Source organism: Pseudoalteromonas sp. 20-MNA-CIBAN-0454, from assembly GCF_040308685.1.
Taxonomy (GTDB): domain Bacteria; phylum Pseudomonadota; class Gammaproteobacteria; order Enterobacterales; family Alteromonadaceae; genus Pseudoalteromonas; species Pseudoalteromonas nigrifaciens.
The window spans coordinates 118253-140669 of sequence record NZ_JBEOOB010000006.1 but is presented as its reverse complement, the minus strand read 5'-3'; the positions used below and the strand labels follow the sequence as shown (position 1 = coordinate 140669).

Here is a 22417-nt window from a genome sequence, read left to right as displayed (position 1 = left end):
GTAAGGGATCACCGCTGTTAAAATTTGCGGTGGAAAGTGAGCTTTAGTGCTTGCTGTCCACCTCAGGGCGTGTTGTTGCGCATGTACAAAAGCCGGAATTTACTTACTTTCATAAATGGCGCGAAGGCGACATGGTACTGTGGGATAACTGGCGTGCAATGCACTGCACTACCGGCACTAAGCCTGGGATCAATCGCGTTATTAACCGCACCACTATTGAGGGCGATATAACGCTTGGCCGTGTGTTAAAAACAGAATAACTTATACAATACATCAATTGCAGCAGCTTAAATTAACCAGCTGCTGCTTTTTTATATCTTTCATTAATACTTACCAGCCTCTACACGACATTTCAATCTGCTAATTTTTAATCTATAGCATGCACTTAATATACTTGCTTTTAATACGCAGATTTATTACCTAAGCAGAATAAGTAAGTTAAACCGTTACGCTGTTTGCTATAACGGTTGTTAAATTAAGTGCTAAGGCGTGTTTATTATTCGAGGTTAAATTGGCAGGTGCTTAGCGGCGCTGCGCCCAGCGAGTCTGCCAAAAAAAGTGGCATCTCCAACCGACATACCACTGGCATATCCCTTGGCTGTACGTGGTAATCCCGCGGTGGCTCGACCAGCAGCATAAAGCCCACTTATTATTTCATTGTCTAAATTAACCACTTCACCCGTAGTGAGTGTTTTTAGCCCACCAAGCGTAAATATGAGCGGGCCTTTGGTGCCGGGCATAATTACAGCAGTCATTTCACTTGCAGAGTATTCTAATAAGGCAAAAGGGGGCTTGTTTAACGGTTTTAGCCACTCGGCGGTTTTATGAAATAGTGGGTCTTGTTTATTACTGGCGTGCTGATTAAAGTAGCTAACAGTTTGCTCAAGCATACCGGCCGGGAAGGGCGCTTCACTGGCAACTTCTGCTATGCTATCGCCAGTGGCAACAATGGCTGCACGTTGTAAATAATGCGACGCCTCAAAATCCTCTTCTTGTACTAACAAATAAAACTTTTGCTCAGCTTGTTGGCAAGAATAATGCGCCAATCTGGCTAAATACGCATCTTCATTTATATAACGCTGACCGTGTTTATTTAGTAAAATACCGTAGGTTAGCTTTGCTGGTGGATAGAGCGGAAACGACATAAAAGCCTGTTCCATATTAATTGTTTGCCCGCCGACTGCTTGGCCTAATTGAATACCATCCCCCATATCGAAGGTGTTGCCATAAGGTACGCAATACTCAAGTAGATCAGGCATATATTGACGTGTCATGGTGTCGTTCATTACAAAGCCACCGGTGGCTAATACCACACCACGAGTTGCACGAATCGCAATTTCTCGGTTGTCGCGCTTAGCAATTACGCCGCAAACACGATTGTTTTTATCTACTAATAAAGCAATAGCGCGACAATCATTAATTACCTCAGCGCCCGCGCCTGCGATGCGCAGCATTATGGCATCCATAAATATTTTACCGCCTTCGTCGCCCACTTTAGAGGGCACGTGACCACGTGGAACGGGCTTAGCAATGGTATTAAAAGGGTGAGCTTTTTCATTACCGGTAAATAATAACGACTCATCACTGAGTGGCACTACTGTACGCTCTAAAAAGGCTGCGCGTTTATAAGGTACACCAAGGGATTCAACCCAATCAAAATGTCCTGCAGCGCCTTGTGCATAACAACGCATCTTATCTTCATCGCCATACGGGCCAAGTGCTTCGCGTAAATAAGCCAGCATGTTTTCGGTGCTATCTTCTAAACCTAACTCTTTTTGTAATGCAGTGCCACCACTGCCGCCTAAATACATTTCACAGCTTGATAATGCAGTCGAGCCACCCCCAGCACTGGCACGTTCTAAAATAGTAACCTTAGCACCTAAGGTTACAGCTTCTAGTGCGGCGGCGGCTCCTGCGCCGCCATAACCGCACACGAGTACGTCGGTGCTAATATCAAAGTGGCTAATCGATTCAAAAGCGCGAACTTTGTGTGTGCTTAGTATTGGGTTCATGTTATATCCTTATAAGTATTTAATATTTAGTGTTTAAAACTTGCCATTGCGCATCATGGCGTCCATACCACCATCTACATAAATAATGCTGCCATGCACAAAAGAGGCTTGGGCTGATTGTAAAAAACTGACCGCATCGGCAATTTCACTTGGCTGACCATTGCGACCAATAGGCGCAACAAAGTTACGTACGGCTTCGCCAAAACGTGGATCTTGCTTAGAGGCTTCGTGCAATGGAGTTTCAATTGCACCAGGCGCAACTAGGTTAATACGCACGCCGGTACTCCCCGTTTTAACGGCTAAACGACGACAATGCACAGTGAGTGCATATTTAGACGCAGAATAGGCTATTTGTGGTTGGCCAAGCTCATCTGCCAGTGCGCGAGCGGCTGGCTCGTCATTGTTGAGCATTAACTCAATAATAGGGTGTGGATCTGCCACTTGTTGACTAGCGGCCACTGAGCCAATAACGGTAATAGCTGGCTGCTCACCTTTAGCGAGTGCAGGTTGAAGTAATTCAATTAACTCGGTTGAGCCAAAATAATTAACCGAAACCACTAAACTGCTACTTGGTGCGGTAACGCCAAGGCCCGCACAACAAACCAGGCCATCTAGTTTACCATTGGCTAATTTGATAACTTGCTCTGCGGCATTAGCGCGACCTTCAGGGGATGATAAATCGGCATTAACTTCGGCTTGATGGCGGTCTATGCCGATCACAGTATGACCTGCTGCGCGTAGTTTTTCACAAACGGCGGCGCCAATCCCTGATGCTGAACCTGTAACTGCGGTAACTGACATAATAAACTCCTAGCATTATTGGTTAATAGTAATTAAAACAAAGTTTAATTTACTGAATGGGTTTTATGAGTTGTTTTGCTTGATAAGATTTTAATTTAAACAGTAAAAATACCGATATTAATGTTGTACTCGTACTAATAAGTAAAGCATAACGTAAGGATTCAACACCGGCCACCTCGCTAAATACTTCACTAAGCACGCCCACCAACATAGGCCCAACACCTATGCCTAAAAAAGTAATCAGCACGGTTTGCATTGAAATAGCCAATGCCCGCTGAGTGCCCGGTACAATTGAAGTGAGTAATGTGAGACAAGGGCTAACCCACCATACAGAAAAGAAACTCGCTAAGGTGCAAAACAGCATAGCAAATGGAATACCGGCAAAAAATAGGTCATCGCCTAAGCCTTTAGGCCATAAAAAATATATAACAATAAATACCCACCCCAGTATATGGCCTAGTATAGGTAGCCATAAAACACCTTTTCGTCTGGCGATTCTATCAGCCAAATAGCCACTAGAAAGAATTCCAATCGCTGCCGCACCGCCGCCAAAAAAGCCTGCCATCATGCCGGCTTGGCTCAGTGTTAAGTCGTGGCTGCGTACTAAAAAAGTGGCATTCCACATGCCAAACGCATTTGCGCCTAACGTTGCAATGGCGCTTGAGCAAACTAATAGTCGATAATCTTTGCGCTTTAACAATGCTTTTGTTGATGCTCTAAAACCTGTGGTTAGTGCAGGCTGCAGCGGTGAAGTTGGAGAGCTAATGGCATCATCGTATTGACCGCGTTTAGGTTCGGGCATCACAAAAAATAGCAAAAAAGAAATAAACAAAGCGGGAGTAGAGATAATAAAAAAGGTTTCTCGCCATCCATACAGCTCTACCCAATATGCCCCTAAGGTAAGCGCAATAATGGCGGCAAAGGTAGCGCCAGAGGTAAAACAGCTAATCGCAAATGAGCGTCGCTCAACCGGGTAACTGTCCGAAAGTAACGATAAAGAGGCCGAAGTAACCGGTGCTTCAGCTACTGCCACCAACATACGCATTATTAGTAAACTAATAAAGCCTGCAGTTATGCCGCTAAGTGCTGTAATAATGCCCCACACTAATGCGCTGGCGGCTAACAAACGTGTGCGGCTCACTTTGTCAGCAAGTCTGCCGGCCGATAAACCGGTTAAAGTAAATACAATGGCAAAACCTAGGCCGGTTAATAAGCCCATTTGCGCATCTGAGGCGCCAAATTCAGCTTTGATGGGTTCAATCATCACCGCCATAATTTGTCGCCCAACAAAACTTTCTATATAAAATAAAGTAAGCACCAACAATAAAGCATGTTGGCGCCAATTAGATTTTTTTATGTTCAAGCTTTCGCCGCCTTTAAGGCCTTAGCCATAGTCATTGCGGTGTCGTCTATCATATCTTCTTGTCCGCCTACGGTTTTTAAGCGCCCGAGTTCAAGTAAAATATCACGTGCAGGTATACCGTATTTTTTCTCGGCGCGTTCTGCAAATAATAAAAATGACGAATAAACACCGGCATAACCCAAAGTTAATGAGTTTCGGTCAATACGAATAGGTTGATCCATCATTGGCATGACTAAGTCTTCAGCAACATCCATAATTTTGTATAAATCAATACCGTGATTAACTGCCATACGATCAAGTACCGCGGTAAATACTTCCAACGGCGTATTACCTGCACCGGCACCTAAACCGGCCACCGAACCATCAATGCGATTAGCGCCCATTTCGATTGCCGCCAGCGAATTTGGAATACTCATGCCTAAATTATGATGACCATGAAAGCCAATTTCGGTCTCGCTGTTAAGCTCGCTGCGCAGTAATGCAATGCGGGTGCTTACGTCGTCGGGCAACATGTAACCAGCAGAATCCGTACAGTAAATACAGTTAGCACCGTAAGACTCCATTAATTTAGCCTGTGCAAGTAGCTCCTCTGGGCTGATCATATGTGCCATCATTAAAAAGCCAACGGTATCTAAACCCATTTTACGCGCTGCGCTAATATGCTGCTCTGAAACGTCAGCTTCAGTACAGTGAGTAGCCACTCGAATTGTACTTACGCCATGATCATAAGCCATTTTTAAGTGATCAACCGTTCCAATGCCCGGAATTAATAACGCTGAGACTTTAGCTTGGGTCATTTTTGGCACTACAGCACTTAGGTATTCTTCATCGGTATGAGCAGGAAAACCATAATTAAGTGAAGAGCCGCCTAAACCGTCGCCATGGGTAACCTCAATTAAAGGAATGCCCGCCTGATCTAAGCCAGTGGCAATAGACACCATTTCATCTAAGCTAATTTGATGTTGCTTAGCATGCATACCATCACGTAATGACATATCGTGCAGGGTAACTTTTTTACCTTTTAAATCCATGATATTACTCCTTAAGATTGACTATCTGATGGCGATTGACCTAGCATTTGTAGTGCAAACATTTCTGCAGTACGCGCGGCCGACGCGGTCATTATGTCAAGGTTACCGGCATATTTAGGCAAGTAATCGCCCAAACCTTCAACCTCTAAAAATATAGACACTTTACGACCATCGAACACCGGGCCATTTTTTAGTTTATAACCAGGAACATACTTTTGTACTTCAGCAATCATTTCATGCACAGATGCAGTGATAGCGGCTTGATCTGGCTCTGTTTCGGTTAAACAATGGATGGTGTCGCGCATTAATAATGGTGGCTCAGCAGGGTTAATTATAATAATGGCTTTGCCTTTTTTAGCGCCACCAATTTGCTCCACTGCGCCTGAGGTAGTGCGAGTAAATTCATCAATATTTTGGCGTGTACCTGGGCCTACCGATTTAGATGAAACAGTGGCAACAATTTCACCATACTCAACTGGTTGTACGCGAGATACCGCAGCAACCATAGGAATAGTTGCTTGGCCGCCACAGGTCACCATGTTAACGTTTTTAATATCAGCATTAAGTTGATTTAAGTTAACCGGAGGCACGCAAAAAGGGCCAATGGCCGCCGGGGTTAAATCTATCATCAGCACGCCTTTTGCATTCACTTTAGCTGAGTTTTCACCATGCACGTAGGCTGAGGTTGCATCAAAAGCAATTTTGATTTCATCGGCTTCAATATGCGGTATTAAGCCATCGATACCCTCAGCGGTGGTTTTAATACCTAATTCGCGTGCGCGCGCTAAGCCTTCTGAATCTGGGTCTATGCCTACCATCCAAACGGGTTCTAATATTTCACTGCGTTTAAGCTTATAAAGTAAGTCAGTACCAATGTTTCCTGAACCGATCAGGGCGCATTTAATCTTTTTCATGTTACTTCCCTCGTGGGTTAACTGTTAATCGCAAAAGCTGACAGAGCATGAACCGAGACCTTCGATCTCCATACTAAAATGATCGCCGCTGTTAGCATCTATTAAAGGAGCCAGTGCTCCCGACAGAATAATTTCGCCTTTTTTAAACTCTATACCGTACTCGCCTAGCGTATTTGCTAGCCACGCAACTGCTTGCGCAGGGTGCCCTTGTACTGCTGAGCCCACGCCGGTTACCGCTTGTTTACCATTGTGTTTAACTACCATAGTGGCTGCAGCTAAATCGAGTGTGCTAGGGTCGGTATGTTTATCACCAATTACAAATACCCCGCACGAGGCGTTATCGGCCACGGTATCAACTATGGTGATTTGCCAGTTTTCGATACGCGAATCAACAATTTCAAAACACGGTGCCACCCAGTCAGTCGCAGCAAGCACTTGCTCTGCGGTAACGTTTGGGCCTTGTAAGTCGTGTTTTAGGCAAAACGCAATTTCGCCTTCGGCGCGTGGTTGAATTAAATGTGATTTTTTAAGGCTAATATTACTGCCATCAGGGTGGTGCATAGTGTTGGTTAAAAAGCCAAAGTCGGGCTGATGCACATTAAGCATTTTTTGCACTGCTTCGCTGGTAACACCAATTTTTTTACCAATAATTATTTCGCCAGCCTGAGTACGTATTGCCAGTGTTTTTAACGACACTTGATACGCATCGTCGATTGTAAGCTCAGGGTTATTTTTAATTAATGGCGCAATAGCTGTGCGCTGTTGCTGCGCATCATAAAGAATTTGTGCTAAATGCTGATGTAGTTCGCTCATGCGCTTTTATCCTCTGTAGACCAAAGATCAGGTAAGCCAGGATCGGTTTGATGAATAAGGCGTTTAAGTAATAGCTTTAATGCCATTACGTCACCTGCACCAAGCTCAGTAATGAGCTCTTCTTCAATTACTTTTGCTTGCGCAATATGGTGTAGAGAGGTTTCTCGCCCAGCGGTGGTAAGTTGGTAATTGTCTTCGCTTTTTTGGCAAATAAGATCCTGCTTTTCTAAAAAGGCCATATCTTCAAGATTGACACTGTGACCGGTATAATCAAGGTGGGTATTTAGCTGCTCTAAACTCAGATTTTGCTGAATATTTAATACCGATAATGCAAAAAAGTGTGAATCTTCCAGCGCTTGCTCATCGAGTACTTTACGCATGCGGTACAGCATTTGAAAATGTGAACGCCCAAGCAAGTAACCTAGTAAATCTTCGTTGTAGCTGCACTGTGGCGCTGTAGGTTCACTAGATAAGTTAACCGCTGCCCACGGTTTACGTGCAGTCATTGCGTACTGACCTTGCTGAAACACCAGTGGCGGTAGTGCTTGATGATCAAACCCCAGTACTTCACCTATAAAAATAAGATGATCCCCCCCATCGTGCGTTACCATATTACGACACTGAAAACGCGCGCTACAATCGGCAATAAGTGGTGCAGAGCTAATCCCCGCTTCGAGATTAGTGTCATTAAATTTGTCTTCGCCTTTTGCGGCAAATTTATTTGACAGCTCTTGTTGGTGCTGCGAGAGAACATGAACGTTCCAGTGCTCGGCCTCGCTAAAGGCAGTCACACTAAGAGAGGTTTTTGCCAAGCTCCATAGCACCATAGGTGGGTCTAACGAAACAGAATTAAAGCTGTTTGCGGTAAGACCAACAGGGGTGCCATCTGGAGCGGTGGCAGTAATAATTGTTACGCCAGTAGTAAAACTACCGAGCGCCTGTCTAAATGCCTGACTATCAAATTCTGCTTGTGCCATGTTAACTCGCCTTATTACTGTTATATAACTTCAGTATCATGATCTGGCTATTTTTCATCATCGTCTTAATGGACTAAACAACACAGGCATTTGCTATTTATATGATTACTCAGCAATTTATTTAGGTTATTTTATATTAAACAATGGCTAAGTTTTATTACGAAGGTTAGCTTTAAGTGGCCTATTTAAATAGGGCAAAATAGTGACTGCAGCAACCGTACATTAAATAATTTAAATACGAGAGCTCGTCCAAGTGGACGAGGTTTATTTGAGTAAAAACAGCTAGAAAGGAAGCACAGCTCAATTAGTTTACTTGCAATGCAAAAGCTGCAATATGGTGTGTAAGCAAATATTGTTTGCCAGGCAAGTGTAAAACCTAGTAAGGATATAGTGCATGAACAGCAATGATTCAGATTCAATGGCAGCTTTGCTGCAGCATCAGCAACAAGCGCATAAATTGCAAATGTTAGTAACTGCAGTGCAAAGGCGAGAGCGTATTCAACAAGTTATAAATTTGCTTGTAGAGCATCACCAAGCATTTGCCGAGGCAATAGAAGCTGACTTTAATGGTCGCAGCCAAGGCTTTTCTATTATGAATGATGTGCTCGGCTCGCTAGCCAGCCTTAAATATACCCGCGACAACTTAGAGCCATGGCTTAAAAGTGAAAACCGCGAAGTGTTTGCCCCTTATGATCAACTCGGTAGTACCGCACGGGTTGAATACCAACCCAAAGGCAGTGTGGGCATTATAGGTACTTGGAATGCGCCACTTTATACCTTATTTGCTCCGTTGGCGTGTGTATTAGGGGCGGGTAATCGCGCCATACTTAAACCATCAGAGGTCACGCCTAAAACAGCGGCGTTAGTAGCGCAATTATTTGCCAAACACATAGATCCATTACTAGTGAGTGTAGTGACAGGCGGGGCCGACACTGGCGCTAAATTTAGCGAACTGCCGTTCGATCATTTAGTTTTTACTGGTAGTACCCAAGTAGGTAAAAAAATTATGGCGGCAGCGGCTAAAAACTTAGTACCTGTTACCTTAGAGCTTGGCGGTAAATCACCGGCAGTGCTTAGCCAAGATTGCGATTTAACCGAAAGTTGCAAACGCTTAGCCTTAGCAAAAAGTAATAATGGCGGCCAAGTGTGTGTTAGCCCCGACATTGTTTATGTACCGCGTAATAAGCTCGATCAAGTGGCTGCATTATTACTCGAAAATTTTCGGCACTTTTATCCAAAAATTACTCACAACGCTGACTTTGTTCCTAGCGTTAACCGCCAACATTGCCAACGAGTCGTCGATTTAGTTGAGCAAGCTCGCCATGCTGGATGCCAAGTTCTTAGTAGTCATGAGGTTGCTAATTTAGCAGAGTTGGTCACAAGCGATAAACGTTTACCACTGCAATTAGTTATATCCCCAGATAAAGAGCTAGATATTATGCAGCAAGAAATATTTGGCGCTGCATTAGTGCTACTTCCTTATGATGATATAGATGGCGTTATTAGCGATATTAACAGCCGTGCTAAACCATTAGCGCTGTATTACTTTGGCGAAAATGACGCAGAGCTGAGTAAGCTTTTAGCAAACACTTCATCGGGTGGAGTTGCGGTAAATGATTGCTTAATGCATGCGGCAATGCACGATGCGCCATTTGGTGGCGTAGGTGCCTCGGGTATGGGGCATTATCATGGTCGTGAAGGCTTTTTAGCCTTTAGCCATCAGCGTACTGTGTTTGTTGCCCCAAAACACGACCCTCGTGGTGAGTGGGGCTTATTACCGCCGCATCATGATCAGTTTAAAGCCATGATGGTCGCGCAAGTAACTGCTGACTGACGTTAACAGGCACTGTTATTTTAATAATAACAGTGCCTAATGTTTTTTTATTAATTCCTGCCTTTTAGTCTTTGTTATTCCTCATTATTTTTAGTTATCGTTCATGCGGACTATTTAGTTTTTGTAATAGTGTGCGAGGATAAAAACCTTACATTTATTGTTGATAAACACGCGATTATAACGTGATACAGCAATTTGCTTTTTGTAATTATGAAAGCGTAATACGTTAAGTTTTGAGGCTGTGTAAAGCGGTCTCAAAATTAACTTATGTAGTGTTAGGTACAGCGCGCGTAACTGGCGATATTCCTGTTAGTTAATTTTACTCGCGTTCAATTTTAAACAAGGACTAAATAGTGAATATTAATAAAAAACCACTAAATGCAGCGATAGCGTTAGCCTTAATTAGCATGGCAAATTCGACACTCGCGGCTCAAGAGCAAAGTACTAAAAAAGAAGGCTTGGAAGTGATCCAAGTAACCGCGCAAAAGCGGGTACAAAACTTACAAGAACTACCTACAGCAGTTACCGTATTTAATGCCCAAGCATTGGCCGATAAAGGCATTACTGATGTTGAAGATCTCAGTGTATATACGCCAAACATGCAAATATCAGAAACTCCAGGCGGCAGTACTGGTGCTACAATTGCTATTCGTGGCTCGGTTACAATTAACCCTGCGGTTACCTGGGAGCCCACCACTGGTGTGTATATAGACGGGGTATTTGTATCTAAAAATGTCGGTGGTTTATTTGATGTAGCCGCTATAGAGCGCGTTGAAGTACTGCGCGGGCCGCAGGGGACGCTTTATGGTAAAAATACAATAGGTGGGGCGCTTAATATTGTAACGCGTAAACCCAGTGGTGAGTTTACCGGCGAAGTACGCGTAGGGGCAGGTAACTACGGTATGACAGATGTTTATGTTACTGCCGACTCGGCGCAAATTAACGACAAACTCAGTTTTAATTTTACCGCTAATAAAAAACAGCGCGACGGCTTTTACGATAACCTTTCGACAAGTTCTGATATTGATAAGTTTAAAGAGCTTGATTCTACCTCACTGCGTTTTGGTGCCTTGTATGAGCACAGCGATAATCTAGAGTTTTACTACACTTACGATAGCAGTAATAAAAAAAACACTCCTCCGTTGGGCCAAGTTTATATTGCCGGTGCAATGCCAGAAGATACCAAAGATCGCCAAGAAAGTGCTGCATTAGATGGCGCTATATTTGATCGCTCTAAAAGCTCGGGCCATGCACTTACAGTTACATGGCAGCAAAGTAATAACTTAACTATTAAGTCAATTACGGCACTACGTGAAATAGATTACGATGATGGCAATGACTACGATGGCGCTGATTTTCTTGGCTTTCATACCTACCGCCATGTAGAGCATGAGCAAGTATCACAAGAGCTACAATTTATTGGCGATATAGATAATTTAACCTACGTTGCAGGCTTGTTTTACTTTAAAGAAGAATCTGATGTAAACAACCCGTATGTACTGGGTTTTGGCACAGTGAATAACTATTATGGTGTTGAGTCTACCTCGGTTGCCGCTTATGGTAATGTAGAATATCGACTAAGCGACAAGCTAATGTTGGCAGGGGGTCTGCGTTGGACCACAGAAGAAAAATCATTTTATATAGAACACCCAGATGACTTTAGCTTTGCTTATTTTTTCCCACTGCCATACACCACAGCGGGCGATACTTGGAATAACACCTCGGCTATGGCATCACTTAACTATGAGTTAGCCGACAATATTCACAGCTATGTAAAAGTATCACAAGGCTGGAAAGCGGGTGGTTTTAACGGTGAAGCAGCAACTCAAGCATTAGCAGTAAAACCCTATGCACCAGAGGAAGTAATTGCCTACGAATGGGGCCTTAAATCGCGCTGGTTAGATCAACGCATTCAAGCCAATATGGCGGTGTTTTATAACGATATTACCAATATGCAAATGTCGGAATACTTAGGTGCGTACTCAGATATTCAAAACGCAGGCTCGGCAAAAGTGGCGGGGTTAGAGTTTGAATTAGTAGCGGCATTAACCGATGATTTAACGTTAAACTTTAATTACGGTTTGTTAGACCCTAAATACGACAAGTTTATTACTTACGATGTGTACACTGGGGTAGCAAACGATGTTACCGACAGTGCCGAGTTTCCCTATAGTCCAAAAAACAAATGGTCGCTTGGATTAAATTACATTAGTGAAACAGCCCTTGGTGAGTTTAGCGCCGGCGCCGACTACAGCTTTGTGGACGATCACTTTGCGTTTCATAATCAACCTTCAGCCCAATATACTCGGATTGAAAAATACAACTTACTTAACGCCCGTGTTTCACTTAAAAGAATTGCCGGCAGTGACTTTAGTGCCTCTATTTGGGGTAAAAACATGACCGACGAAGAGTACCGAATTAACGGTGTGCCGTTGGGTGATTCGTCAGGGGTATTCATTGGTGGCTTAAATTACTATGGCGACCCAGTAACTTATGGAGCAGAAATAACTTACTCATTTTAATAAAGAGTTACAGCTAAAAAGAGCCCCTACTTTTTAAGTAGGGGCTCTTTTTTGTATCTATAATTTATTTAAAAATAGATTAGTCTTGGGTATAAGCTACGGTGCCTTTAGGCACATATACGCCATTTACTTTGCTTTGGAACTCTTCTTTACGCGCTCTTGGATTAAAGAACTGTTTGTACCAAATACGCGCTTTCATAAACGGGCCATCGCTTGGTAAAAACAACCCATTAAAACAAGGTGCTTTATTTGTCCACACTTGGAAGTCTTGCATAAATGCAAACTTACTTGCGTCTTGGAACTGGCGTGCTGCTACTTCATCCTCTACTGTGGCTACTTCATTGCCACCCGGTGATTTAACTAATAATGCGTGCCAAACTCTAATTGAACCATCCTCTACAGGGGTATGCGTTATCATTAAGTAAGACTCGTAATAGCCAGTCAAATGTGAAATTAATACGCCCGGACCATGGTATTTAGTTATTGTATGCAGCACTGGGCTTGCGCCATCTTCGCCTACTAAAGTACGGTGCGGACCACATTGACGTTGAATTGCTTCGTGGCCATCAAATTCATTTTCGTAGCGCTGTACGGTAGAGCCGTGAATTGGTGCTAAATGGCTATAATCACAAATGTTATCAATAACTTCTTGCGGATGCTGCTCAAGTATTCCCAAGTCGTCAAAGCGCCAATGTACCCAAGCTTTATCGTCCCATTGTGGCAAACTTGGGTGATCCCACTCAGGAACGCCATTTTCAGGATCGTGCCATATCCAAATTGCACCCATGCTCTCGGCTACAGGCCACGCTTTAATACAGGCTGTTTTTGGAATTGGTCCGTCGTGGTAAGGAATGTCGTCACATTGGCCATCAGGGCCAAAACGCCATGCATGATAAGGACAACGAATGCTATCGCCTTCGATGTTGGTACCACCACCATCAATAATAACGTAAGAGGTATCATTTTCGGCGGCTAAATGCGTTTTCATATGTGGGCAATACGCGTCGAGTAATACTACTCGACCTGTTGCTCTGCCGCGATACAGTGCGAAGTCGCGACCAAAAAATCGTACGGCTAGGGGCTTATGCGTGTTGATCTCTTCAGCCGTAGCTATCATGAACCAACCTCTTGGGAATGTATAATCGCCGAGGCGATAATCTTGTGTAGTGGCCATAAGTATTCCTTTTTATATTTAGGTAGTAGATGTACTTGAATTATTGTCTGAGGTGCAATCTGCTTTATTATTATAAGATTGCGCTGTTTTATCGTTATCACTTACTTTACTTGCTATTCGTTGTTGATAAGGGCCAATGGCTTTGTAGTAAAACCAAACCGAAAACAACGATAAAGCAATCATCACTGCAATGGCGTATTTAAGGCCTTCACCCGCATCACCAGCAGAAAATAAGTCACTGAGTGTACCGGTTAGCAATGGGCCAATACCGGCACCAAAAAAGGTTAAAAATAAACTTAGTATTGCAATGCTGGTAGCTCTTTGAAAGCTGTTAACTAAATGGCTTACTGCAGCGAATGCAAGTGTTGGCCACCAGCTATTAAAAAAGCTAAAGCCAGCAGCAAATATAATTGCGTGCGGTATTTTAAGGCTTCCTAATTGCCAAAAGGCGTCGGCAGGCCAAAGTAAAAAAGCTAAGCCAAAAGGCATACTAATTAATACGCCAATTGCAGGCATACGTAATTGCCAGCGACAGTCTTTTTGGCTTAATTTGTCGCAGTAATAACCGCTGAACATTGACCCAGCAGCAGCAAAAACACCACTGGCTATACCAAAGGTAAGGCCAGCGTGTGAAAGTGTCATATCATAATTGCGTACCATAAAAGTGGGGGCCCAAATGGCGTAACCATAGCCGACCATGCCAGCAATGGCAGTGCCCATACAAATTAAGAAAAACCCTCTTAGTTTCATAATACCGGCAACAGCATGAAAAAAGTTTTCTTGCGGTTGGGCACGAATATTACGCTCTGCATCAGTGTCATAAACACCTAAGCCAGGGTCTTTTGCAAAAACATAAAGTAGCAGTGCTAGTAATAGCCCTGGAATACCAAAAAAGATGAATACTGCGCGCCAGCCGTGTTCTTGGGCTATCCAACCACCTAATGCCATGGCGGCTAATAAGCCAATATGCGGGCCTAACATATATAAACTAATTGCAAATGAGCGACGATGTGGAGGGTATAAATCAGAAACCATAGAAATAGACGGTGATGTACCGCCTGCTTCACCAATGGCAACCGTCATACGGGCAACCACAAATTGCCAAAATTGAGTAACAACACCACTTGCCATAGTGGCAAGGCTCCAGAGCCCACAACATACCGCAATAATATTTTTACGGTCGGTGCCTCTATCGGCCATACGGCTTAACGGAAAGCTAACCGCAGAGTATAAAACGGCAAATGCAAGGCCGCTCACCGCGCCCATAATAGTATCTGATACGCCAAACTCTAATTTAATTGGCTCAAGAACAATCGCAATTAAGTTGCGATCGATATACGAAAAAACGTAAATAATAGAAAGCAATAATAGCGTCAGACGAGTCCGACCTGCGCTTAATGAACTTTGACCTACTTGCATTTATGGCTCTCTCTTTTTGATATTGTTTTAAGCTACCTTAACTTTGCTAATAATTTCAGCATCGTCCTTTTGGACGTATTACAGAATCGTTAAATGGCTTCTTATTAAGTTAATATAATATAAACGCGCTGATCACTTATTTTTGGAGAAATAATGAAATCGATGATTTTACCCAAAGAATCACAAGGCCATCAGTTGCATAGCCTTTTAGAATATCCAATTACTCCACCCAATGCGGATGGTACGGTAGTGGAGATAGCTGAAGGTTTATTGTGGTTACGCATGCCTATGCCGATGTCGTTGGATCATATAAATCTTTATTTACTCGAAGATAACGACGGTTGGTATATTCTCGATACCGGGCTTAATAATGACACAACACGGCAATTGTGGTTAACGGTAATAGAACAACATTGCAACAAAAAAGTAGTTAAAGGGGTTATTTGTACGCATTTTCATTATGACCATAGCAGCCTAGCTAGTTGGTTAATGGCCACGTTTAATGTGCCGCTATATATGACTTTTGGTGAGTTTTACATGCTAAAAACGCTGAGCAATAACACCGCAGCGCTTGGCAGTGACAACCAACTAGATTTTTATCATAGTGCAGGTTTACCACGTGATGAGTTAGACGTGATTATTGCTAGTTGCCGTAAAGATCCTTTTATAAAATTTAGCCCGCCGTCATTTAATCGTCTGCGTGAAGGGGATGTACTCACCATAGGCAAGCGCCGCTGGCAAATAGTCATAGGGGAGGGGCATTCGCCAGAGCATGCGTGTCTTTATTGTGAAGCCGACAAACTACTACTAGCTGGCGATCAGTTATTGCCCAATATTAGTTCAAATATTTTAGTGTCTGAGTTAGAGCCGCAAGGTCAGCCATTAAAAAACTGGCTACGTTCGCTTGAAAAACTACAAACGCTCGATTCACAAACTTTAGTATTACCTGCCCATGGTCCGGTATTTCGCCACATGCATTTACGTGTACAACAGTTGATTGACCATCACCTTGAGCAGTTAGATATATTAAGAGCGTTTGCACTGCAAGCCCCTGAATTTAATGCCTATCAGGCAATGAAGCATTTATTTAAACGCGCTCTTTCACCCATAGAAAGTATGATGGCATTGGGTGAAACCTTAGCGCACTTAAATTGGTTAGAAAGTAATGATGAGTTATTTTGTCAGCGTAAAACAGATTCTGGCATTAATAGTTACTTACTCACGGACAAAAAATTAGCAGCTGGGAATACATTATGAATTTATTTAATTTAGTCACTGCCACTAAATCACAGTTAATGGCGCCTGGCGCACCATTTGAAGTCACTAATAAGCAAATCAATGGTCAAAATTATCAGGTGTATTGCAATGCGCCGCTTAATTTAGCGCAAGTGATTAATGATGCAAGGCGCACTGATGAGCAATCATTTTTGGTTTATCAGGGGGAGCACTGCAGCTATAAACAGTTTTTTCAACAAGTTGATAATGTTGCCAGTTACTTACAGCAACATGGCATAAAGCAAGGAGATCGTGTTGCTATTGCAATGCGTAACCGACCTGAATGGGTTATTGCTTTTTGCGCGATAGCATTGATAGGTGCAGTACCTGCACCACTAAATAGTTTTGGTATGCAGCAAGAGCTAATAACAGCACTTAATGGTATTACGCCTAAATTATTAATTTGTGATGGCCCAAGATGGCAGCGAATTAGCCAAAGTAATGAGTGGTTAACCGATACCTTAGTATTAAACGATACAGCATTAGATTTATCGCAATCTGCTGCAGCAATAGACTTTACAAAGGCACTTAATCATTCAGCGCACAGCATTGAACCACCCACAATAACAGCAACCGATGCAGCTTTAGTACTGTTTACCTCAGGTGCGACCAGCGTGGCTAAAGCGGTTGAGTCGAGCCATATTGCAGTGTGCCAAGCACTTTATAATATTGACTTTATTGGTGCAATATCGGCAATGACCTCACCTAAAGCATTAGCGCTAATTATGGAAAAAGGACTGGTGCCTACTATTTTAACCGCGGTGCCGTTATTTCATGTAAGTGGTTTACATGCCCAGTTATTGTCGGCATTACGTGGCGGGCGGCGCTTAGTGTTTACCCATAAGTGGGATCCGCTAGAGGCAATTGAACTGATCAAAAAAGAGCAAGTAACACAATTTAATGGTGCGCCATCTATGGTGATGCAGTTATTACGAGAGCCGAGTTTTCATAGTGCAGAAGTTATGGCCTCGTTTAGTGGCTTAGGTTTTGGCGGCGCAGGACTACCGGCCAGCTTAATTGATAAAACGCTGTCTAGCCTACCTGAGCAAATGATAGGAATTGGCTTTGGTATGACCGAAACCAATGGCGTGGGCGCAGCAGCGTCTGGCGATTTATTTCGCCATGCACCCAAAAGCTCTGGGCTTATTTCGCCCATTATGGAAGTACGTATTTGCGCAGCAGATGGGCAGTCGTTACCTAGCAATAGCGTGGGCGAAGTATGTATGCGCGGTATTACTTTAATGGATCAGTATGTTGGCGACTTAACAGCAACTCAAGATGCAATACGCTCTGGGTGGTTACATACCGGCGACTTGGGCTATATAGACGACGCAGGCTTTTTGTTTATTGTTGACCGTATTAAAGATGTGATTAACCGCGCGGGGGAAAATATTCCCGCAGCCGAAGTAGAGTCGTGTTTGCTTGAACACCCTGCGGTAGCCGAAGTAGCAGTGTTTGGTATTCCAGATGAAGAAACCGGTGAGGCCGTTATTGCTGTTGTTTGCCCATTAGAAGGCGAGTTTATTGAAGAGCAGCAATTGCTCGCACATGTAGCACAACGACTGGCTAAATATAAAGTACCGCAGAAAATTCATCTTATGGAAGATAAATTACCGCGTAATCCGGCCGGTAAAATTTTAAGAAACAAATTAAAAACAAAGCTTTATCAATAAATGTTAATCGCCGTTAAAAAAGCCAATAAAGCGCAGATTAGTCATTAGTGAATAAAAATAATTGAACAGGAGAAGGTAGATGACCACAGTCAATGATATTGAAAAAAATTACGATGTAATTGTTGTCGGTTCTGGAGCGGGCGCAATGACTGCAGCACTGTTTGCCGCCGATCAGGGTAACTCAGTACTTATTGTTGAAAAAACCGATAAATACGGAGGCACTTCTGCAATATCTGGAGGTGGTATTTGGATCCCAAATAACGATGAATTTCGTGCACTTGGCGGCAAAGACAGCTACGAAGCAGCGCTCACTTATATTAAAGCGGCCAGCCAAGGCAGTGTTGATGAAACGCGTATTCGTGCCTATTTAGATAATGCACCAAAAATGCTGCGCGAGCTGCAAGCTAATAGCCGCGTTAAATTTGCGGTTGCCGATAAATACCCCGATTACTATCAACACCTTGAAGGCTCATTACCGGGTGGGCGTAGTATGGATCCAGAGCTATACGATACCACAGGGCTGGGCGATGAAATGGATAACCAACAGCCTGCTGCCGGTAATGCATTACTGATGGGGAAAATGTCGTGGACTGCGCGCCAAGCACATAAAGCAGTGTCGAAGGAGCGTGGCTGGATGCTGATGATAATTGGTTTAATGCTACGTTATAAATTGGATTTTAAGCAGCGTAAAAAAGGACGCCGCGATCGCAGAGCAGGGTTAGGCGCGAGTTTAGTGGCATCACTGCGCCACTCGTTATGCGATCGTAATATTCCATTATGGCGTGATACAGAGTTTACCGACTTTGTTATTAATAACGACAAAGTGACCGGTATTAAAGTGCTACGCGATGGCCAAGAACTTACATTAAATGCGCGTTATGGCGTAATAATGGGCAGTGGTGGCTTTGAGCAAAATCAAGCATTACGTGAAAAATATTTACCGGCACCGTCACAACAAAGCTGGAGTGCAACACCTAAAGGCGGTAACACTGGCGCGGCATTAGAAGCGGGGCAAAAACTAGGTGCAGCCACCGATTTACTTGATTGGTGCTGGTGGACACCTACCTTAAATGTACCTAAAGAGCGCAACGCTCGTGGTTTATTTGCCGAGCGAGCCTTTCCTGGTGCTATTGTTGTTGATGGTGCAGGGCAACGGTTTTTTAACGAAGCAGCGCCTTATTTAGAATTTGGTGATGCTATGTATCGTAATCATCAAAAAATGGGTAATTCTATTCCTGCTTGGGTGGTTTTTGATGGCCATTTTCGCCATGAATACGCTATGGGACCACTGATGCCTGGCAAAATTATGCCAGATAGCAGAGCGCCCAAAGCCTGGTTAGGCTCGGTTTATTTTAAAGCCGATAGCTTAGCAGAGCTGGCAAAACTAGTTAATATTGATGCTGATGGATTAGCACAAACAGTACAAAAGATGAACCACTACGCAGCAACGGGTGTAGATGAAGACTTTGACCGTGGCGGTAATGTGTTTGACCGTTATTACGGCGACACCAAAGTAAAACCTAATCCTTGTTTAGCACCGCTAACAAAAGGCCCTTATTACGCATTAAAAATTCATCCGGGCGATATTGGCACTAAAGGTGGCTTGCTTACTAATGAGTATGCCCAAGTGGTGCGCCCATCGGGTGAGCCCATTGCAGGACTTTATGCCATAGGTAATAGTTCCTCCTCAGTTATGGGCACAAGTTACCCAGGCGCGGGTGCAACAATTGGCCCAGCTATGACCTTTGGTTACGTTGCGGCTAATCACATTACAGCTAACCGCGGCGCAGAAGCCAATGACTAGAGAATTGCATATGACGATCAATAATTCATTAGACCCTGGCATTAGCAGCGAAGTGGATAGTATTCCTAAATTAGTGTTTGCTGCTGCAAAGCGCCATGGACAACTTATTGCCATTGAAGATGGCGAAGCAAAAATAATCTATCAAGACTTACCTACTGAGAGTTTAAATGTTAGCCGTGCACTTATTGCTTTTGGAATAAAACCGGGCGATCGCGTGGCTATTTGGGGAGCAAACTCTGGGCGCTGGGTGCTTGCCGCGATTGGTTTGCAAATGGCCGGAGCAGTGTTAGTACCTATCAATACCCGTATGAAAGCAGTTGAAGCGGCTGAAATTATTAATCGCAGTGGCGCAAAGTTAGTGTTTAGTGTTGGTGACTTTTTAAAAAGTGACTACCCCGGCGAATTGGCAAAATTATTCACTCCACAGCAACTGTCGATTGTAACCTTAACCCCACGTAAAGGGGAGCCACTTGATATTTGTTGTGATTGGCAAAGCTTTTTAGCTAGAAAAGACAGCATAGATGAGCGCAGTGCCCGTGAAATTGCCTTAGGGGTTGGTGCAGATAACCTGTCTGATCTTATGTTTACCTCTGGCACTACAGGCAAACCAAAAGGCGTTATGAGCCGCCATGGGGCAATAATTAAAGCGTTTAGCGTATTTGTAAAAACCTTAGGCATAGTACCTGGCGATCGCTATTTAGTGGTTAATCCGTTTTTTCATGCCTTTGGTTATAAAGCCGGATGGGTAAGTTGTTTATTAGCAGGCGCGACTATTTTACCACAAGCAGTGTTTGACGCCGATGATGTACTTGCCCGAATTAGCCAAGATAAAATAACCGTATTACCTGGGCCACCAACACTTTATTTATCATTGCTTGCTCATCCACAGTTGGCAAGCGCTAACTTAAGTAGCCTGCGCATAGCCGTTACTGGCGCTGCAACTATTCCGCCTATTTTAATAGAGCGAATGCGTGAGTTATTAGGTTTTAAAGTGGTAACCACAGCCTATGGATTAACTGAGTGCGGTGGTTTAGCAAGTATTTGTGGCATTGATACCGACGTTGCCACCATAGCCAGTACCAGTGGCCGTGCAATAGAAGGCACCGAAATAGCAATAATGTCTGAGCAGGGTGAAATACTCGGTGCTAATGAAACTGGCGAAATTTGTATTCGTGGTTTTCATGTAATGAAAGGGTATTTTGAGCAACCACAAGCCACCGCCGAAACCATAGATAAAGACAATTGGCTGCACACCGGCGATGTTGGGCATTTAGATAAAAATGGCTATTTAAGCATTACCGACAGACTAAAAGATATGTACATTTCGGGCGGATTTAATTGTTATCCGGCAGAAATAGAGGCAGTACTTATTGAGCACAGCGCTATTGCACAAGTTGCAGTGGTAGGAATTAAAGATGAGCGCATGGGAGAAGTTGGCTGTGCATTTATTACTTTAAAATCATCAGCAGAACTTGATGAGCCAACGTTAATGACTTGGTGTCGTGAGCGCATGGCAAATTATCGAGTACCCAGAAAAATCAAAATAATTGACGCAATGCCAGTAAATGCTTCTAACAAAGTAGTTAAAGCAGAACTGATAAAGCATTTTTTGCAACAGTAAAATTTTAGAAGGAGCAAACATTTGGAATTTTCATTTACCGAAGAGCAGAAAATGATCCGCGATACTGCGCAAGCCTTCTTAGCTGAAGTATCGTCATCGAATGCAATACGCAGCGCAATGGACACTGAGCAAGGCTTTGATCCACAAATATGGCAACGTATTTGCGAAGAAATGTACTGGCAGGCAATTCATATACCGGAAGAATATGGCGGCATGGGACTAGGCTATGTAGATTTGGTGGTTATGCTGGAGCAAATGGGACGTTATTTATTATGTTCGCCGTTTTTTTCAACCGTGTGTTTAGCCAGTAATGCCTTAATAGTTGCCGGCACTGATGAGCAAAAGCAACAATATTTAACGCAAATATGTGAAGGTAGTTTAACCGCTACGCTTGCCTATACCAGTAAAAATGGCCAGTGGGACGCAACAGCAGTGCAAGGCATTGTAACTGCACAGGGCGATGATTATGTACTTAATGGCACATATCGTTATGTACTAGATGGCCACACGGCGCAATTATTAATAGTTGCCGCACGTAGTGAAGGCAGTGAGGGCGAGCAAGGAATAAGTTTATTTGCAATAGACTCAGACACCCCTGGAGTAAAGCGCACTTGGTTGCCAACTATGGATCAAACACGTAAACAGGCAGAAATAGTGTTTGATAATGTGCGAGTGAGCAGCAGCCAATTAATGGGCGAGGAAAATAATGCTTGGCCACAGCTAAATAAAGTATTGCAACTAGCTGCTATAGCCATTGCAGCAGAGCAAGTAGGTGGCTCGCAACAAGTATTAGATTTAACTGTAGAGTACACCAAAGAGCGAGTGCAGTTTGGTAGGCCTATAGCGGGTTTTCAAGCAGTTAAACACCAAGCGGCAGATATGATGCTGCGTACCGAGGTGGCGCGCTCAGCCGTTTATTACGCTGCGTGCGTAGCAGAGGAGGCGCTCAGTGGTGGTTTGTTGGCCGATGAGTTAGGCGAAGCAGCCAGCGTAGCTAAGTCGTATTGCTCAGAAGGCTACTTTAAAAATGCCGGAGATGCGCTGCAACTTCATGGTGGAGTAGGGTTTACCTGGGAATATGACGTGCACTTATATTTTAAACGAGCTAAATCGTCTGAGTTATTTTTAGGTGATGCAGCTTATCATCGTGAACACGTCGCAACATTGTTATTAGATTAAACGGC

General features: G+C 43.5%; 17 protein-coding genes. 8 read left to right on the top strand and 9 right to left on the bottom strand.

Annotated features, from left to right (window positions below; genetic code table 11):
* Window positions 1-50: 50 nt before the first annotated feature.
* A complete protein-coding gene (locus tag AAEZ22_RS04780; RefSeq protein WP_352296361.1) occupies window positions 51-260 on the top strand; it encodes a TauD/TfdA dioxygenase family protein in 210 nt (69 codons plus the stop codon).
* 246 nt (window positions 261-506) lie between these two features.
* On the opposite strand, the gene AAEZ22_RS04775 is transcribed toward AAEZ22_RS04780, so the two are convergent.
* From AAEZ22_RS04775 to AAEZ22_RS04745, 7 genes are read right to left on the bottom strand one after another with little or no spacing between them, the layout of a single operon-like run.
* Entirely contained in the window at window positions 507-2012 is a 1506-nt protein-coding gene (locus AAEZ22_RS04775) for an FAD-dependent oxidoreductase (protein WP_352296358.1), read from the bottom strand.
* A 33-nt stretch (window positions 2013-2045) separates the two neighbouring features.
* Window positions 2046-2813 carry an SDR family oxidoreductase gene (locus tag AAEZ22_RS04770; RefSeq protein ID WP_179807449.1) on the bottom strand — a complete coding sequence of 256 codons (768 nt, stop codon included), beginning with the start codon at window positions 2811-2813 and terminating at the stop codon, window positions 2046-2048.
* 49 nt (window positions 2814-2862) lie between these two features.
* Window positions 2863-4176 (bottom strand): MFS transporter, encoded by a 1314-nt coding sequence (locus tag AAEZ22_RS04765; protein WP_041454514.1) that lies wholly within the window; start codon window positions 4174-4176, stop codon window positions 2863-2865.
* Window positions 4173-5207 carry a 4-hydroxy-2-oxovalerate aldolase gene (gene dmpG, locus AAEZ22_RS04760; protein WP_352296355.1) on the bottom strand — a complete coding sequence of 345 codons (1035 nt, stop codon included), beginning with the start codon at window positions 5205-5207 and terminating at the stop codon, window positions 4173-4175. The genes AAEZ22_RS04765 and dmpG overlap by 4 nt, the downstream gene beginning before the upstream one ends.
* A gap of 11 nt (window positions 5208-5218) precedes the next feature.
* On the bottom strand, window positions 5219-6121 hold the full coding sequence (locus AAEZ22_RS04755; RefSeq protein ID WP_058373846.1) for an acetaldehyde dehydrogenase (acetylating): 903 nt from the start codon (window positions 6119-6121) through the stop codon (window positions 5219-5221).
* A 24-nt stretch (window positions 6122-6145) separates the two neighbouring features.
* Window positions 6146-6934, bottom strand: coding sequence for a fumarylacetoacetate hydrolase family protein (locus tag AAEZ22_RS04750; protein ID WP_352296352.1), 789 nt, complete (start codon window positions 6932-6934; stop codon window positions 6146-6148).
* Window positions 6931-7911, bottom strand: a complete 981-nt coding sequence (locus tag AAEZ22_RS04745; protein WP_352296349.1) for a flavin reductase — start codon at window positions 7909-7911, stop codon at window positions 6931-6933. The genes AAEZ22_RS04750 and AAEZ22_RS04745 overlap by 4 nt, the downstream gene beginning before the upstream one ends.
* Window positions 7912-8305: 394 nt before the next feature.
* Here AAEZ22_RS04745 and AAEZ22_RS04740 point away from each other — a divergent pair, with 394 nt between their 5' ends.
* Window positions 8306-9745, top strand: a complete 1440-nt coding sequence (locus tag AAEZ22_RS04740; protein WP_352296346.1) for a coniferyl aldehyde dehydrogenase — start codon at window positions 8306-8308, stop codon at window positions 9743-9745.
* Between the two features lie 353 nt (window positions 9746-10098).
* The gene (locus AAEZ22_RS04735; RefSeq protein WP_352296343.1) at window positions 10099-12267 is read left to right on the top strand and encodes a TonB-dependent receptor; all 2169 of its coding nucleotides are present in this window, start codon (window positions 10099-10101) and stop codon (window positions 12265-12267) included.
* A gap of 79 nt (window positions 12268-12346) precedes the next feature.
* Here AAEZ22_RS04735 and AAEZ22_RS04730 read toward each other — a convergent pair whose 3' ends face one another.
* Window positions 12347-13441 carry an aromatic ring-hydroxylating dioxygenase subunit alpha gene (locus tag AAEZ22_RS04730; protein ID WP_352296340.1) on the bottom strand — a complete coding sequence of 365 codons (1095 nt, stop codon included), beginning with the start codon at window positions 13439-13441 and terminating at the stop codon, window positions 12347-12349.
* Between the two features lie 18 nt (window positions 13442-13459).
* The gene (locus AAEZ22_RS04725; RefSeq protein ID WP_089368589.1) at window positions 13460-14860 is read right to left on the bottom strand and encodes a spinster family MFS transporter; all 1401 of its coding nucleotides are present in this window, start codon (window positions 14858-14860) and stop codon (window positions 13460-13462) included.
* A gap of 153 nt (window positions 14861-15013) precedes the next feature.
* On the opposite strand from AAEZ22_RS04725, the gene AAEZ22_RS04720 reads away from it, so the two are divergent.
* The 5 genes from AAEZ22_RS04720 to AAEZ22_RS04700 all read left to right on the top strand — a co-directional run bounded on the left by AAEZ22_RS04720 (window position 15014) and on the right by AAEZ22_RS04700 (window position 22412).
* The gene (locus AAEZ22_RS04720; protein ID WP_352296337.1) at window positions 15014-16117 is read left to right on the top strand and encodes an MBL fold metallo-hydrolase; all 1104 of its coding nucleotides are present in this window, start codon (window positions 15014-15016) and stop codon (window positions 16115-16117) included.
* Complete coding sequence (locus AAEZ22_RS04715; protein ID WP_352296334.1) at window positions 16114-17808, top strand: class I adenylate-forming enzyme family protein; 1695 nt, start codon at window positions 16114-16116, stop codon at window positions 17806-17808. The genes AAEZ22_RS04720 and AAEZ22_RS04715 overlap by 4 nt, the downstream gene beginning before the upstream one ends.
* A gap of 79 nt (window positions 17809-17887) precedes the next feature.
* A complete protein-coding gene (locus AAEZ22_RS04710) occupies window positions 17888-19612 on the top strand; it encodes an FAD-binding protein (RefSeq protein ID WP_352296332.1) in 1725 nt (574 codons plus the stop codon).
* A 10-nt stretch (window positions 19613-19622) separates the two neighbouring features.
* The gene (locus tag AAEZ22_RS04705; RefSeq protein ID WP_352296329.1) at window positions 19623-21233 is read left to right on the top strand and encodes a FadD3 family acyl-CoA ligase; all 1611 of its coding nucleotides are present in this window, start codon (window positions 19623-19625) and stop codon (window positions 21231-21233) included.
* A 21-nt stretch (window positions 21234-21254) separates the two neighbouring features.
* Window positions 21255-22412, top strand: a complete 1158-nt coding sequence (locus tag AAEZ22_RS04700; protein WP_089368585.1) for an acyl-CoA dehydrogenase family protein — start codon at window positions 21255-21257, stop codon at window positions 22410-22412.
* Window positions 22413-22417 lie beyond the last annotated feature (5 nt).